Raw genomic sequence first — 15,968 nt, 5'->3', positions numbered from 1 at the left:
CTGCCTGGAAATAATGTGTTATAGAATTTTTTTTGTATTGTTTAACATTTGTCACAGCGTAAACAGATTTATAGTCCTACAATTGCTATGGGGAAGTTAATTTTTTTTGTTTTCGCATGAACTCTTGAACGAAAAAGTGGGAGGGACACTATGTCTATTTTACCGAAAAAAAATGAATTGGGATTCTTTGAAATCCGCTTAGAATCAATCGGAGGACTGGGAGCAAACCTAGCTGGAAAAATGTTGGCTGAAGCAGGTGTTTTCAGTCTTGGTTTAAAGGGGTCTAACTTTTCATCCTATGGATCCGAGAAAAAAGGATCTCCTGTAAAAAGCTTCATCCGCTTTTGTGACCCAGATGTGGAAATTAGGGATCATAGCCCAATTGAACAGCCGCATATTGTTGGTGTTTTCCATGAAGCACTATATAAGACAGTTAATGTTGTCAGCGGCCTAAATGCTGATGGGATTGTCTTGGTAAATACAGCAAGAGATTTTGATGATGTTAGACATGATTTACAGTTAGAATATGGCACTCTTGCGATTGTCGATGCCTTAACCATTGCTGTAGAAGAAAAAACAAAAGTAAATACCGCCATGCTTGGCGCTTTATATCGTATCTGTGATTTCTTAGATCCGGAATCAATGAGAGATGTGATTCGAAAGACCTTTACAAAGAAATATCCACACTTGGTTGAACCGAATATTCGGACCTTTAACCGCGGTTATAATGAGGTTCAATTTAAAACATATGACGTGCCAGAAGGTGCTGAAGGGAAAAAATTCACTAGGGCACTTCCACAGCTTGGCTATATGACGCAAGAAATTGGCGGGGTTATTGTTTCCCAGGCAAATAGTATTTTTAAAGATTTAGGTGGTTCACGCCAAGGATTCCTGCCAGAGTTTCAACAAGATAAATGTATTCATTGTGCAGCATGCGATAATGTTTGTCCGGATTTTTGTTTTGTTTGGGAAGAGAGAGAAGATAAGCGCGGACGCAAACAAATGTTTCTTAAAGGAATTGATTACCAATTTTGCAAAGGCTGCCTCAAATGTATAGAAGCATGTCCTGCCGATGCACTTGGCAATCTTCGTGAACTGATCGGTTATGCAGACGAAAATCGCGTGAAGCAAAACTTTCCTTATGTGTCAGGAGGCAGTTACTAATGGCAATGTTAGAAGATAAATTAACAACTCAAGGGATCGCTGAACAAGTTTCTACCTTTGAGTCAGGAAATGAAATGGCTGCAATGGCAGCTGCGCAAATCAATTATCATATTATGGGCTATTTCCCAATTACTCCATCTACAGAAGTAGCCCAATTTTTAGATCAAATGAAAACCCGTGGGGAACACGATATTAAATTGATACCGGCAGACGGCGAACATGGTTCAGCAGGCATTTGTTATGGTGCCGCCGCGACAGGGGCACGGGTGATTAATGCCACAAGTGCAAATGGGTTCTTATATATGATAGAACAGATGCCAGTACAATCGGGAACTCGTTTTCCAATGGTCATGAACCTTGTAACTCGTTCTGTCAGCGGACCGCTTGATATTAGGGGAGATCACTCCGACCTTTATTATGCCTTGAATACAGGATGGGTTATTTTAACAGCTAAGACGCCGCAAGCCGTTTACGATCTGAACATCATGGCATTGAAAATTGCCGAGCATTCTAAAGTAAGACTGCCAGTTATTGTGGCCTACGATGGCTTCTTTACCTCTCACCAAAAAAGGCGGGTGGAATACTTTAAAGACCGAAGAGTGGTACAGCAATTTGTTGGCGAGTGCCCAACTGATTACAATTTTATCAGAGATCCGCAAAAACCAGTAACGATTGGTGCCCATATGAGCGGCGATGATTTCATCAACAATCATTTCCAACAGTCAGAAGCAATCTACAATGCCGGTGAGGTATTTAGAGAAGTTGCTGCCGAATACGCCAAGCTTTCCGGCCGAGAATATCCTGTTCTTGATTTATATAAAATGGAAGATGCTGATGTGGCTTTATTCTTATTAAACTCTGCCGCCGAATCGGCTAAAGATGTTGTTGACCAGCTTCGTGCAAAAGGGATTAAAGCAGGCGTAATCAGTCCGAATATCATCCGTCCATTTCCGGCAAAGGAAATCCGCGAGGCCCTAAAAAATGTGAAAGCATTGTTGGTGGGGGAACGTGCTGATTCATACGGTGCAAATGGTCCTAACTTAACCCATGAAGTGAAGTCGGCTCTTCAAGATGATAAAGAAAATCAAACCATTGTCTTAAGCCGTGTCTTTGGTCTCGGCGGTAAGGATTTTTATGCAACTGATGCGCAAGCTTTCTTTGATATGGTCATTGACGCTATGGATAAAGGAAGAGCTGAAAAGCCGTTTGATTACTATGGCCATGTTCCGGGTGATCCGGAGAAAATTCTGAAGCCGGTCATTTTACCACAACATGGGGATGCATTCAAAACTGGCTTAATTGATGTGAAAATGGATGAAGAAACGAATAAATTAAAGGTGAAAATACCGCCACTCCGTGCGCTTACAGGGAAACCGAAACGAATTGCCTCAGGTCACGGCGCATGTCCTGGATGCGGAATATTCGCTGGTCTGGAATTATTCTTTAAAGGCATCGAAGGCGATGTTGTTACCTTATTCCAAACTGGCTGTGCTTATGTTACAACGACTGGCTATCCAAACACTTCACATAAGCAAACAATGATTCATAATTTGTTCCAAAACGGTGCTGCCACATTATCCGGCACGCTTGAAGCCTTTATGGAACTGAAGCGCCGTGGTGAAATCGAGGTAGCTGACGATGCTACATTTGTAATGATTACTGGTGACGGCGGAATGGATATCGGAATGGGTTCGGCAATTGGTACGGCTCTTCGCGGACATAAATTAATTATGCTTGAATATGATAACGAAGGTTATATGAATACAGGTTCACAAATGTCCTATTCGACGCCACTTGGGCATATGACCAGTACCTCCGGTGTTGGAAAAACACAGCGCGGTAAAGCCTTCCACCATAAGGATACAGCACAAATCATGGCTGCAACCAATATACCGTATGTCTTTACTGGTTCGGAAGCCTTCCCGCAAGACTTGGTGAAAAAGGGTGCAAAAGCACAGTGGTATGCGCAAAATGTAGGACCTGTGTACGGGAAACTCTTAATCGCTTGTCCTTTAAACTGGAAATCGGACGACCGGTTCGGTACAACGATTGTCGAAGCTGCGGTAAATTCCTGTTTCTTCCCGCTTTATGAAGTGGAGCAAGGGGAAACAACGATTACCTACAATCCAGAAGAAAAGAACAAACGGATTTCACTTTCTGATTGGTTAAAATATATGGGTAAAACAAAACATCTATTAAAAGATGAAAACAAACCTATTTTAGAAGAGTTTGAAGAAGAAGTAGAAAAAAGATGGCAGCGTTTAAAAGCGAAGCATGAAAACCCTATGTTATAGATAATGCAAAAACGTAAAGCACACAAAGTGCTTTGCGTTTTTGCATTTTTACGGTTATGGTCATTAAAAATTTGCTTACCATACGAAAAGGGTTTTGCTCGTTCGATGTAGAATATATGTCTAATACTATTGCAAGATTATTTGTGTTCGCGGGGTGGCTATAGGTGGAGAAGCAGATCAAACAGGAAAACGCTTTACCTCTAGAAATTAGTGAAAAGCAGAAGATGGAAACTGATTTGCAGAAGAGCGAACAAAGATACAGACGGATTTTTGAAGATTCCATCGATGGACTTATCTTATGGGACAATCAGCATCGTATCGTTGATATTAATTTGGCTGGTGAAAAAATGCTTAGCCTCCCAAAGGAAGAATTAATCGGACTGCGATTATACGATTTATATACCCATCATGAAAGCAATACACAGGAAATAATAAAACATTTTGAACAGGCTCTCATTGATGGGCAGAGTACCTCTATAATCATTGTTGAAAAAGTGGACAGTAAAAAGACGTATTTTGAATATTCCTCAAAAGCGGAAATCGTTGAGGGGTTGAATTTTACTGTTTTTAAGGATATTTCGGAAACAATCGAGATGCAGGAGCATCTGCGAAAATCAGATACCTTAAATGTGATTGGCGAACTAGCGGCAGGAATTGCCCATGAAATACGTAATCCGATGACCGCTTTAAAAGGTTTCATTCAATTACTTGAGGGCAGTATTATGAAAGAGCATTCGATGTATTATCAGGTTATTACTTCGGAGCTTCAGCGAATTGATTCAATTATCAACGAATTTTTGATGCTTGCTAAACCGCAGGCAACTAGGTATGAAGAAAAGGAAATAAATCAAATCATGAAGGAAACAGTCGACTTGTTGACTGCACAAGCAGTCCTTCACAATGTTCAATTTGTTACAAATTATGATGAACAGCTTCCGCCTATATTTTGTGAACCAAATCAGTTGAAAAAAGTCTTTATCAATTTAATCAAAAATGCTATCGAGGTTATGCAAGAAGGCGGGAATATTACCATTACCATTAAGAAAATGGCCAATCGAATGAGTATTTCGATTGAGGATGAAGGGATGGGAATACCGAAAGAAATTATCAATAAGCTGGGTGAACCATTTTATACGACTAAAGACCAAGGTACCGGTCTTGGCTTAATGGTTAGCTTTCGCATCATTGCAGAGCATAAAGGAACCATTAACGTTGAAAGTGAAGAAGGGAAAGGGACGATTTTTCGGATCACCCTCCCTCTTGACGATATCAATGTGAATGATACCTAAGTAAAGAGCAGTCCGAACAAGCTCGGATTGCTTTTTACTTTTTAAGTACTTCTTTAACCAAATTTATGAAAGCTCCAAGATTTTTGATTTCTTTCCTCTGTTTGATTAGGATTCCCCCAAGTTCCAACGTTTTACGTTTGGCAGCTAATCTAGTTTGCTCCTCTTCAATGCTGTCTAAATCGGCAACATGTGCAAGCCCAATTGTTCTTCTGATTAACTCACAGCCAGTAAAACCAAGAGCATCATCGAAAAACTTAGCTAAATTGTAGTTTAAGAATGTGGAGGTTTGCGCTAAATTTTCCTTATTTTCAGTATTCCAAAGGTGCTTGTATTGTTCTTCAAATACATTCCACACTGTTTCAAGATGATTGATAAAGAGAACTTGGTTATGCTCGTTCACTATGACTTGGAAAAGGAGATTCGCAAATACCTGGCCAATATCAAATCCAGCGGGACCATAAAACGCGAATTCAGGGTCAATAACTTTTGTTTCCGAATCATTGGCAAAAACACTTCCAGTATGCAAATCTCCATGAAGAAGAACTTCTGCTTCTGTTAGGAAGCTTTTTTTCAATACGTTCACATGAAATTTCAGTTCTTCATCTTTCCAAAGGGCTTCGACTGTAGTACGTAAGCCGGCCTCGAATTCGTTGGTCTCTGCATCAAAGAAGGGATCGTTGAAAATTAAATCCTCGGTGATTTTGCAAAGCTCTGGATTGATAAACTGTTGAACCTTTTCTTTTTTTAAAGACGGACCTAATCCATAATCCGATGTGAAAAATAGTGTTTTCGCCAGATATTCACCCAGATGTTGGGATAGAAGCGGGTAAGTTTCGCCTTTTATGAATCCCTTTCTCGCAATTAAAAGATGGGAGAGGTCTTCCATGACGGTCACTGCCAGCACATCATTAGTATAGTAAACCTCTGGAACATACTTTGGTGCAATAGAACCAAAAATTATCAGGGCATCTGCTTCAATCTTTGCCCTTTTAAGTGTCAATGGCCAGCTTTCACCCACGACTTTGGCATATGGAAGAGCTTGTTTGATGATTACACCTTTTCCGTTCTTTTCGTCGACAATATGAAAAACTAAATTAAGATTCCCATCACCAATCTCCTTACAGGAAAGTTCAGGGTTATCAGAAAAAAGGTTTAATGCTAATGCCAACTCTGTGGCGGTAGTTTCGGTTAATGGCTGATAAGTTGTTTGCTTTAATAGACTCATTTCTAAAATTCCTCCTAATTAGTGGAGGCTTATCCGTGCGTATTTCGGCACTAAAAAAGCCTCTTTCTCATCTGAAAGAGGCTAGAAGACGGTGATTCTTCGCACCTCTTATCTCTCAGAAAGACAATCCTTCTGTTGGAATTAGCACCGTGCCTGTTAGGGGATCCTTCCCCGGCGCGAATAGGCGCCCCATTTCATAATGGTTTTCCGGTCGGTTGCTGGGCTTCAAAGGGCCAATCCCTCAGCCAGCTCATGATAAGAGTAAATAAAGTTTTCAGTTTTTTCAATCTGATAAAAACTATAACAAGATTAAGTAATGGGTGTCAATATTTTTTATTCAATCCACAAACCAATCCGTCCAAAAGGTAACGTTAAGAAATCTTTAATTTCATGAATCTTCACTGCTTTTGAAATTTTCCCTTTACAAGCTAATATAAAAGTTATAACATTTGTCACTAGAAATTCAACAATAATTTGAAAATAAAAAAGCAGGTGAGAACGATGAAGCAGTTTCCGCCATCGGAACTTTTGAATAGTCTACCAAAACAATTTTTTGCCGGTCTTGTTAAAAAAGTTGGCGAATATATAGCCGCGGGCCATGATGTGATTAACTTAGGACAAGGCAATCCAGATCAGCCGACACCGCCGCATATTGTCGCAAAGCTTCAGGAAGCAGCAGCCAATCCGCTCAACCATAAATATTCGCCTTTTCAAGGATTTAGTTACTTAAAACAAGCGGCAGCAGATTTTTATCTAAGAGAATATGGTGTGACCATTGATGCCGACAAAGAGGTGGCAATATTATTTGGCGGTAAAGCGGGGCTGGTTGAGATTCCTCAGTGTTTATTAAACCCAGGCGATACCATCCTCGTTCCCGACCCAGGTTATCCTGATTATTGGTCGGGTGTTGCGCTTGCAAAGGCGGAAATGGTTACCATGCCGTTACGAGAAGAAAATGGTTTCTTACCGGATTATCAAGAACTAGATTCAACTGCTTTATCAAAAGCAAAATTAATGTTTCTCAATTACCCGAATAATCCTACCGGTGCAACCGCGAGTGAGGAGTTCTTTGCAGAAACTATCAATCTGGCCCGTGAAAATGATATTTGCGTAGTCCATGATTTTGCTTATGGTGCGATTGGATTTGACGGCGTTAAACCAATTAGCTTTTTACAAGCAGACGGTGCGAAAGAAGTGGGAATTGAAATCTACACGCTATCGAAAACCTATAATATGGCGGGCTGGAGAGTTGGATTTGCAGTGGGGAATGAGAGTGTCATTTCCGCGATTGAACTTTTGCAGGACCATCTTTACGTCAGTTTATTTGGAGCGGTACAAGAGGCCGCTGCGGTTGCATTGACGGGTCCCCAGGATTGTGTGAACGAACTAAATGAACTGTACGAACGGAGGCGCAACGTTTTAATTACTGGTCTTCATTCGCTTGGTTGGAATGTCACCGCCCCAAAAGGCTCATTTTTTGCCTGGCTTAAGGTTCCGGATGGGTATTCATCTGAGGAATTTTCAACCATTCTTCTTGATCAAGCACATATCATGGTAGGACCGGGGATTGGCTTTGGAGATTTTGGCGAGGGCTATGTCCGTGTTGGTTTATTATCATCAGAGGAACGGTTAACAGAAGCTATCAGAAGAATAAGTCGTTTAGAAATATTTAAAAAATAGGTTGACATTTTATTTTTTTCTTGGGATAATCCAAAATAAGTTAAGCAACTTTAAAAAGTGAATAAATACGAATCGTTTTCTTATCAAGAGCAGGCGGAGGGAAAAGCCCGATGAAGCCCGGCAACCGACTTAACCATAGTTAAGCACGGTGCTAAATCTTGCAGCGACAAGCTGAAAGATGAGAAGATGTTAGTTTGTCATGCTAACCTCTTCTTATTTGAAGAGGTTTTTTTATGTTTTATCGAAAGGAAGTTTGAAAAAAATGTCTGAATTAATCGCAACATACCTCTTACATGATGAAAAAAATCCAGAAAAAAAAGCCGAAGAAATTGCACTTGGTTTAACGGTTGGTTCCTGGACCAATTTGCCTGAATTAGAGCAAAATCAGCTCCGCAAGCATAAAGGCAGAGTTGTTTCGATTGAGGGATTACCTTCTAACTATGTGGATCAATCCCTTATTCGGATTGCCTATCCAACGATTAATTTTTCCAACGATCTTCCTGCTATCTTAACAACTGTCTTCGGAAAACTTTCTTTGGATGGAAAAATCAAACTGCTAGATTTGCAGTTTGATGACGGATTAAAGGGTCTGTTCCCGGGACCAAGATTGGGCATTGAAGGTCTCCGTGAAAAAATAAATGTGTTTGACCGCCCGCTGTTAATGAGCATTTTTAAGGGTGTGCTCGGAAAAGACATTACCTTTTTGGCGCGTCAGCTCCAACAGCAAGCCCTTGGGGGAGTTGACTTAGTAAAGGATGATGAAATCCTTTTTGAAAATGAGCTGAGCCCATTTGAAAAAAGAATTACTGCCGGGAAACAAGCGCTGCGAGAAGTTCAAGAACAAACTGGACATCGTACCCTATACGCAGTAAACCTAACCGGCAGAACAACACAGTTACGGGATAAAGCAAGAAAGGCTGCAGAACTTGGTGCCGACCTCCTACTGTTTAATGTGTTTGCCTACGGCCTCGATGTCCTGCAAGAATTAAGAGAGGATGATGAAATTGCTTTACCGCTGATGGCACATCCTGCAGTAAGCGGTGCATTCACTTCCTCTCGCGAATATGGATTGGCACACTCCTTGCTCCTTGGCAAGCTACTCCGTTATGCAGGTGCAGATTTATCATTGTTCCCATCGCCGTATGGAACAGTAGCCCTGGAGCAAGCATCGGCACTCTCGATTGCGAGTGAGTTGACGAAGGAAGACGTATTTAAAAAGTCATTTCCTGTTCCTTCAGCGGGCATTCATCCGGGATTAGTACCATTGTTAATCCGTGATTTCGGAATCGATTCTGTGATTAACGCAGGTGGAGGAGTCCATGGTCATCCAGACGGGGCTCGCGGCGGCGGCCTGGCATTCCGGCAGGCAATTGAAACCAATCTCCAAGGAAAACTCCTAGTTGAGGGGGCTGAACAGTACGCTGAGCTAAAAAAGGCGCTCCAGCTATGGGGAAATGCCGAGGTGACTGCCTAAATGACAAATCCGGTAATTTATTGTGATTTTGACGGAACCGTAACCGAAAGTGATAACATCATTGCCATTATGAAAAAATTTGCCCCTCCAGAATGGGTGGCGATTAAAGATCAAATCCTTTCCCGCCAGATGTCGATTAATGAGGGCGTAGGAAAATTATTTTCGCTTTTACCAAGTAACTTGAAGGAAGAAATTACTGCGTTTGCGATTGAAAATGCCAGGATTCGTCCAGGATTCAAAGAGTTTGTTGAATTTGCACGGCAGGAAGGGATCCCTTTATATATTGTCAGCGGCGGTATCGACTTTTTCCTTCAGCCGATTTTAGCAGATTATTCCCCGTTTGCTGGGATTTACTGTAATGAATCTGATTTTTCGGGAGAGACAATTAAGATTCTTTGGCCTTATGAATGCGATTCATTGTGTAAAAATGATTGCGGCTGCTGCAAGCCAAGTATCATTCGAGAACTAAATCACAGTGAAGACAGCTTCAAAATCGTCATTGGCGATTCAGTAACCGATCTTGAGGCTGCTAAACATGCCGATTTTGTGCTGGCTCGTGATTTACTGTTGGAAAAGTGCGGGGAATGGGGGATTAACCATCAAGGGTTTACTACATTCTTTGATTGTATCAATGAAATCAAGAAAAGAATTGGGGCAGGTGAGCTGACATGCTAGAGGAAAGATGGACTGAATTAGCTGATGTAAAGGATGAGCTGGCAAAGCGGGACTGGTTTATGGGAACAAGCGGCAACCTTGCGATTAAAGTAAGTGATCATCCGCTGCGATTTTTGGTGACGGCAAGTGGCAAGGACAAACGCAAGCGTACAGCCGAGGATTTTCTCCTTGTGGACGAATTCGGCCGTGCTGTTGAAGAAACGCAATTAAAGCCATCCGCTGAAACACTTCTTCATGTTGAGATTTATCGCAAGACCAATGCAGGCTGCAGTCTCCATGTCCATACGATTGATAATAACGTCATTTCGGAAGTGTATGGTGACAATGGTGAGGTGACCTTTAAGGGGCAGGAGCTGATTAAGGCCTTTGATAAGTGGGAAGAAGAGGCTGTCCTCAAAATCCCAATCATTCGCAACTATGCCCATATTCCGACACTTGCGCATGCCTTTTCTGAACATGTTTCTGGAGATACTGGAGCCGTTTTAATTAGAAACCATGGCATTACGGTATGGGGAAGAAATGCTTTCGAGGCGAAAAAGATCCTTGAAGCATCAGAATTTTTATTCCGCTACCAATTACGTTTACTAGAACACAAGCCATATCAATTATTTAAAGTAGTCTAAATAGAAAAGCGGAAGCGCCTTCGGAACAAGCACAGCTTGTTCCTGCGAGGATTATTCTAAGGAGCTTTCCTTAGTACTCAGGGGTGACAGGCATAAGACGAGCCGGCGAGAAGGTTGTTTTTTAACCTTCTTGACGGATTGGCTTATGACCCGAGCCCCTAGGCGCTGGAGCTAGACAAATAGAAAAGCGGAAGCGCCTAGGCGTTGGAGCTGAACAAATAAGGAGAGAGAAACGATGGCGTATATTACATTTCAAACTAGTGAAGAGCAAATTCATGAACAAGAGGCAGTAGCAAGCTTTCTAGAGTCACAGGAAGTTATTTATGAAAATTGGGATATCTCCAAACTGCCTGGAACACTTGTTGAAAAGTATTTGTTGAGTGATGAAGAAAAAGAAGCAATCTTACAGGCTTTCGCGGCAGAAATCGCCGATATCTCTGCAAGACGCGGCTATAAGGCTCAAGATGTTATCTCGTTATCTGAAAATACACCAAATCTTGATGGATTACTTACCAATTTTAAAAATGAGCATCATCACACAGATGATGAAGTCCGCTTTATTGTGAGCGGTCACGGTGTATTTGTTATCCAGGGAAAAGATGGTGAGTTTTTCGAAGTCCATCTAAACCCGGGAGATTTGATTTCAGTTCCTGAAAATACTAGGCATTACTTCACACTTGAAGAAGACAGGAAAGTGGTCGCCGTTAGAATTTTTGTCACGACTGAAGGCTGGGTGCCGATTTACGAAAAGGAAGAAGTATATTAATAAGAAAAAACTGGCTGCCAGCTTGTGCGGTCAGTTTTTTTAATTATCTGTAAATAATCAATGTGGAATTTGTCGTAAATCCAAGAAAAAACAAAAGGAATTTGTCGAAAAACGAAAGAAATAGAATGTTTTGTCTACTTTTGCGAAAGTGTTTACATTTAGATAAATTCTTGGCATAATTCTTCAAGTAGTCTACTTTTCTAACAGGTGGATAGTAAGAGTGTAATGAGTAGGAGGATCACATTGTATACGTATAGTAATAGTCAATCTGAAATGATTGAGGAGATAAAGGTTAAAAGGGAATTAATGATTAATAGTGCAACAACATTGGGCTATACGAGTGAAGAAACGATAAAATACAGCCAAGAACTAGACGAATTAATTAATAAATACCATAGGTTTATGGGACAAGCTTCAAGACCCAATGAAGAAGTGAAAATTGCCTTTAAACAAATGATGATGGTGTGGCCTAAGGTATTAGTTTAATGATAATGAAAATGGTTTAATAATTGCCACCTGTCCTGTTTAAAGTAACGATAATGAAGGTCTTCTATTTTTCTGTTACCGGATTAAAATTAAACTGTTAGGAAGGCCTTCCGGCACTTTTTGAAAACAACTTAATTTCCATAGAGTATTCTTTCACAAACTCCTCAGAGGCGAAGCAAACACCAAATAATCTTCCCGCACCTAATCATGTATTTCTACAATAATAAACAAACTGTGATTTTTATCATTGTTTAAATTTCAATATTTCTTATAGTTATATTAGTACTATTTTCCTGAAATTTAACATTGCGATGAACTTTATATTTTTTCACTTCAACGAATCATTGCATCCACTTCATTTTTTTTATTAAACCACTACATAGAAACGGCACAGAGTTTATTGAATTGATTTAAGTTTTCCTAGTTTTATTTACAAGAAAGGATGTGTTAAAGAACATTGTTGATTTTGAGTACAATGTTGATTGGAGTGGAAGGCGCGAGACTCCTGCGGGAGCAGCGGGACAGGTGAGACCCCGCAGGCGCTATAGCGCCGAGGAGGCTCACCGCCCGCCCCGCGGAAAGCGAAGCGCCTGGAACGGAAATCAACATTCACTTTTAACACAGCCAAAAGAAAAAAAGAAAACGAACATTGTTTGGTACTATGCTTGTGTTGCGATTCATATATCGTTAATAAAAGCATTTTTTATAACCAAAGGGAGCAAACGCTTTCAACAATCTAGCGATTAAATGGAGGAGGGAAAGTCCTACATGCACATTGTCGTATGTGTCAAACAAGTACCCGATACAAAAATCATTAAAATTAATCCAAAAACTAACACACTCGACCGCCGAAGTGCGCCAGCTATCTTGAACCCTTACGATGCCCATGCTGTTCAAGAGGCCGTAAAAATCAAGGAAAAGACAGGCGGTACGATTTCGGTTTTGTCGATGGGACCGCCGCAAGCAACGGCTGTTATTAAAAAGAGCATTGAAATAGGTGCAGATAGAGGTTATTTAATTTCTGACCGTGCTTTTGCTGGCGCAGATACACTTGCAACGAGTTATGCCCTATCTAAAGCACTGGAGAGAATTAGTAAAGATCTTCCCGTGGACATGGTTATTTGCGGGAAACATGCCATTGATGGGGATACCGGACAGGTTGGACCGGGTATCGCAAGAAGGATGGATATTCCCCCGGTTACCAATGTAATCGAAGTTTCGGAAGTTAATCAGCAGGAAAAAACTGTTTTAATTAAACGGAAATTGACCAGCGGCTATGAATTAATTCAGTCTGAACTGCCTTGTTTATTAACTGTTGAAAAAGAAATTAATGATATCGAATATTCACCAATGCCAAACATGATTAAAGCAGCAAGATATGAGCCGGTAATCTGGGCAGTAAGTGATCTTGAAAATGTTGAACGCGCGCAGCTTGGACTAAAAGGTTCACCAACCATCGTTGGTAAAATGTTTACACCTCCACGGCCAGAAGGCGGCATACGGCTTGAGGGTTCTTCTGATGAGCAGGTTAGCCAGCTTATGGAAGTCCTGATGGAGAAAAAGGACCTGTTAACAATCCAGTCATCTAAATAATAAAGATTAATCTTGTCTCGCAGGGAGGGGTTTACATGAATCTAGACGATTATCGTGGAGTCTGGATATTCATCGAACAAAACGATGGGAAAATCGAAGGTGTTTCCCTAGAATTGCTTGGAGCTGGCAGGAAGCTGGCAGATAAATTACAAGTTCCGCTATCGGGATTTTTATTAGGCAGTGAAATTAAATCATTAGCCAATCAAGTGATTGCTTATGGTGCTGATCAAGTATACATGGTCGACCATCCAGTATTAAATAATTATCGGACAGAGTCCTATATGAAAGGCGTTATGCTCCTAGCGGAAAAATACAAACCAGAAATTATCCTTTACGGAGCGACACCAAACGGGAAAGACCTAGCAAGTGCCGTCGCAACCGATTTAAATACCGGTTTAACAGCAGATACAACGATGCTGGACGTGGATGTAGATAATAGATTATTAGAGGCAAGCCGGCCTGCCTTTGGCGGTAATATTATGGCAACCATTCTTTGTAAGAAGCATCGTCCGCAAATGGCCACAGTCAGACCAAAGGTCATGAAGGCATTAGAACCGGATACTGCAAGACTAGGCAAAATTATTGAAGAGAAAATATCATTGCAAGAAGAAGATATGCGCACTAAAGTGCTCCGAATTGTGAATGATGTAACAAAAAAAGCCAATTTGGCTGATGCCCATGTGATTGTCTGCGGCGGTAAGGGAATGGGGGATTTGCAAAACTTCCAGCTCATTCATGAACTAGCAGATACGATTGGAGCGAGTGTCGGCGGTACACGTGACGTTGTCGAAGCAGGCTGGCTGCCGCATGAGCAGCAAATAGGCCAAACAGGTGAAACAGTAACACCAAAAATCTATTTTGCGATTGGGATATCAGGTGCAATCCAGCATGTGGTCGGCATGAAAAACTCTGAGTTTATCATCGCCATCAATAAAGATCCGAATGCACCGATCTTTGATGTCGCCACATATGGAATTGTCGGAGACGCAATGGAAATCGTCCCAAAACTAATCGAGCAATTTAAGCAGCTAAGGACCGAAAAAGGCGGTGAAATAAGCTATGCCTGAAAAATTTGACGTAATCGTTGTTGGGGCAGGCCCTGCAGGCACCTCTTGTGCCCTCACTTGTGCAAAGAATGGGCTAAACGTTTTGCTTATTGAAAGAGGGGAATACCCCGGGGCTAAAAACGTAATGGGCGGGGTATTATACCGTAAGCAAATGGAAGAGTTGGTCCCTGAGTTTTGGAAGGAAGCTCCGCTTGAAAGACCCGTCATTGAACAGCGTTTCTGGATGATGGATAAAGAATCTGTCGTACAATTTGGCTATAAAGGTCTGGAATGGGCAACGGAACCATATAATAACTTTACCGTACTTCGAGCGCAGTTTGACCAGTGGTTTGCGAAAAAGGCAGTCGATGCTGGAGCCCTTTTGATCAACGAAACCGTTGTCACTGAATGTATTGTTGAAAACGGAAAGGTAGTAGGAGTCCGTACAGACCGCCCGGACGGAGATGTTTATGCAGATGTTGTCGTCCTTGCCGACGGGGTTAACTCACTCCTCTCGAAACAATTAGGCTTCCATAAAGAATTCCGTCCAGATGAAGTAGCCTTAACGGTTATGGAAGTTATCAATCTGCCAAAAGAAAAAATTAATGACCGCTTTAACGTAGAAGATAACCAAGGCTGTACGATTGAGATTTTTGGTGATTCAACAAAAGGAAATCTTGGCACCGCCTTCCTGTATACGAATAAAGAAAGCTTGAATATCGGGGTAGGAACAACGCTTTCAAGTATGATTAAAGCGAAATTGAAGCCATATGAGCTTCTTGACTACTTGAAAAATCACCCAATGGTCAAACCATTGATTGCGGGCGGGGAATCAGCTGAGTATCTTGCCCACTTGATTCCAGAAGGCGGTTACCGCTCGGTTCCGAAGGTGGCAGGCAATGGCGTTATTATTATTGGCGATGCGGCCCAGCTTGTTAACGCCATCCATCGTGAAGGTTCGAACATGGCGATGCACTCCGGCCTTTTAGCTGCTGAATCGATCCTTGAGGCTAAACATCGGGAAGACTTTAGTGAATCAAGTTTAAATATCTATCGTGAGAAGCTTTTTGATAGCTTTATTATTAAAGATTTAGAGAAATATAAAGATGCGGCCCATACGTTTGAGAAGTATCCACAATACTTTAATGACTACGTGCCGATGATGAATAAAGCAATGAGTAAATTCTTTACCGTTGATGGAACGCCAAAACGCGAAAAGCAAAAACAAATCATGAAGAGTGTAACAGCAGAAAAAGGAACGCTTCGAGTGCTGCAAGATTTATATCGTGCTTGGAAGGCGGTGAAATAATGTCAACGAAGAATATTGAGGAAAAACAATATCTTCTAAGGTTTAAGTGTGATACAAAATCCCATTTGACCGTACTTGATCATGATGTCTGCATGACACAATGTCCCGATAAAATTTGTACAGTATTTTGCCCGGCGGAAGTGTATAAGTGGGAGGGCACCCGGATGCAGGTCGGCTATGAAGGCTGCCACGAATGCGGCAGCTGCCGTATCGGGTGCCCATACCAAAACATCAAGTGGGAATATCCAAAAGGCGGACATGGAATTGTCTTCCGGTTAGCTTAACTTAAAAAAATGCTGCTTGCCATACGCGAGCAGCATTTTTTTATAAAAGAATAATATCAC

At 41.4% G+C, this 15,968-nt stretch carries 14 protein-coding genes and 2 riboswitches; of the genes, 13 read left to right on the top strand and 1 reads right to left on the bottom strand.

Translation table 11 applies throughout. The features are described 5' to 3' along the window. The first annotated feature begins 150 nt into the window (after positions 1 to 150). From ACFVSW_RS03090 to ACFVSW_RS03080, 3 genes are all read left to right on the top strand, one after another. Positions 151 to 1,164 (top strand): 2-oxoacid:acceptor oxidoreductase family protein, encoded by a 1,014-nt coding sequence (locus ACFVSW_RS03090; protein ID WP_387312036.1) that lies wholly within the window; start codon positions 151 to 153, stop codon positions 1,162 to 1,164. Beyond that, a complete protein-coding gene (locus ACFVSW_RS03085) occupies positions 1,164 to 3,458 on the top strand; it encodes a thiamine pyrophosphate-dependent enzyme (protein ID WP_387312034.1) in 2,295 nt (764 codons plus the stop codon). Before ACFVSW_RS03090 ends, ACFVSW_RS03085 begins: the two co-directional genes overlap by 1 nt. A 164-nt stretch (positions 3,459 to 3,622) precedes the next feature. Then, positions 3,623 to 4,747, top strand: coding sequence for an ATP-binding protein (locus tag ACFVSW_RS03080; RefSeq protein ID WP_387312031.1), 1,125 nt, complete (start codon positions 3,623 to 3,625; stop codon positions 4,745 to 4,747). 34 nt (positions 4,748 to 4,781) lie between these two features. Here ACFVSW_RS03080 and mtnK read toward each other — a convergent pair whose 3' ends face one another. Then, entirely contained in the window at positions 4,782 to 5,972 is a 1,191-nt protein-coding gene (mtnK, locus tag ACFVSW_RS03075) for an S-methyl-5-thioribose kinase (RefSeq protein WP_387312028.1), read from the bottom strand. Between the two features lie 105 nt (positions 5,973 to 6,077). Beyond that, a riboswitch (SAM riboswitch) is annotated at positions 6,078 to 6,234 on the bottom strand. A 239-nt stretch (positions 6,235 to 6,473) separates the two neighbouring features. On the opposite strand from mtnK, the gene ACFVSW_RS03070 reads away from it, so the two are divergent. The 10 genes from ACFVSW_RS03070 (at position 6,474) to ACFVSW_RS03025 (ending at position 15,908) form a co-directional block, all read left to right on the top strand. Beyond that, positions 6,474 to 7,652 (top strand): pyridoxal phosphate-dependent aminotransferase, encoded by a 1,179-nt coding sequence (locus ACFVSW_RS03070; RefSeq protein WP_387312025.1) that lies wholly within the window; start codon positions 6,474 to 6,476, stop codon positions 7,650 to 7,652. A gap of 77 nt (positions 7,653 to 7,729) precedes the next feature. After that, positions 7,730 to 7,837: riboswitch (SAM riboswitch) on the top strand. A 77-nt stretch (positions 7,838 to 7,914) separates the two neighbouring features. Beyond that, entirely contained in the window at positions 7,915 to 9,126 is a 1,212-nt protein-coding gene (gene mtnW, locus ACFVSW_RS03065) for a 2,3-diketo-5-methylthiopentyl-1-phosphate enolase (protein ID WP_387312024.1), read from the top strand. Beyond that, on the top strand, positions 9,127 to 9,801 hold the full coding sequence (locus ACFVSW_RS03060; protein WP_387312021.1) for a 2-hydroxy-3-keto-5-methylthiopentenyl-1-phosphate phosphatase: 675 nt from the start codon (positions 9,127 to 9,129) through the stop codon (positions 9,799 to 9,801). Then, positions 9,795 to 10,424, top strand: coding sequence for a methylthioribulose 1-phosphate dehydratase (locus ACFVSW_RS03055; protein WP_387312018.1), 630 nt, complete (start codon positions 9,795 to 9,797; stop codon positions 10,422 to 10,424). Before ACFVSW_RS03060 ends, ACFVSW_RS03055 begins: the two co-directional genes overlap by 7 nt. 235 nt (positions 10,425 to 10,659) lie before the next feature. Beyond that, complete coding sequence (locus tag ACFVSW_RS03050; RefSeq protein ID WP_387312016.1) at positions 10,660 to 11,190, top strand: 1,2-dihydroxy-3-keto-5-methylthiopentene dioxygenase; 531 nt, start codon at positions 10,660 to 10,662, stop codon at positions 11,188 to 11,190. 243 nt (positions 11,191 to 11,433) lie between these two features. After that, a complete protein-coding gene (locus tag ACFVSW_RS03045) occupies positions 11,434 to 11,676 on the top strand; it encodes a Spo0E family sporulation regulatory protein-aspartic acid phosphatase (protein WP_387312014.1) in 243 nt (80 codons plus the stop codon). 768 nt (positions 11,677 to 12,444) lie between these two features. Continuing rightward, positions 12,445 to 13,269 carry an electron transfer flavoprotein subunit beta/FixA family protein gene (locus ACFVSW_RS03040; protein WP_387312012.1) on the top strand — a complete coding sequence of 275 codons (825 nt, stop codon included), beginning with the start codon at positions 12,445 to 12,447 and terminating at the stop codon, positions 13,267 to 13,269. A 35-nt stretch (positions 13,270 to 13,304) separates the two neighbouring features. After that, positions 13,305 to 14,336, top strand: coding sequence for an electron transfer flavoprotein subunit alpha/FixB family protein (locus ACFVSW_RS03035; RefSeq protein WP_387312009.1), 1,032 nt, complete (start codon positions 13,305 to 13,307; stop codon positions 14,334 to 14,336). Further along, a complete protein-coding gene (locus tag ACFVSW_RS03030; RefSeq protein ID WP_387312007.1) occupies positions 14,329 to 15,624 on the top strand; it encodes an FAD-dependent oxidoreductase in 1,296 nt (431 codons plus the stop codon). Before ACFVSW_RS03035 ends, ACFVSW_RS03030 begins: the two co-directional genes overlap by 8 nt. Next, on the top strand, positions 15,624 to 15,908 hold the full coding sequence (locus ACFVSW_RS03025) for a ferredoxin family protein (RefSeq protein WP_040204690.1): 285 nt from the start codon (positions 15,624 to 15,626) through the stop codon (positions 15,906 to 15,908). Before ACFVSW_RS03030 ends, ACFVSW_RS03025 begins: the two co-directional genes overlap by 1 nt. Positions 15,909 to 15,968 lie beyond the last annotated feature (60 nt).

The sequence above is a fragment of the Neobacillus sp. NPDC058068 genome, assembly GCF_042885335.1.
GTDB lineage: Bacteria > Bacillota > Bacilli > Bacillales > Cytobacillaceae > Neobacillus.
The sequence above is the reverse complement of the archived record's forward strand: the minus strand, read 5'-3'. Positions and strand labels throughout refer to the sequence as shown.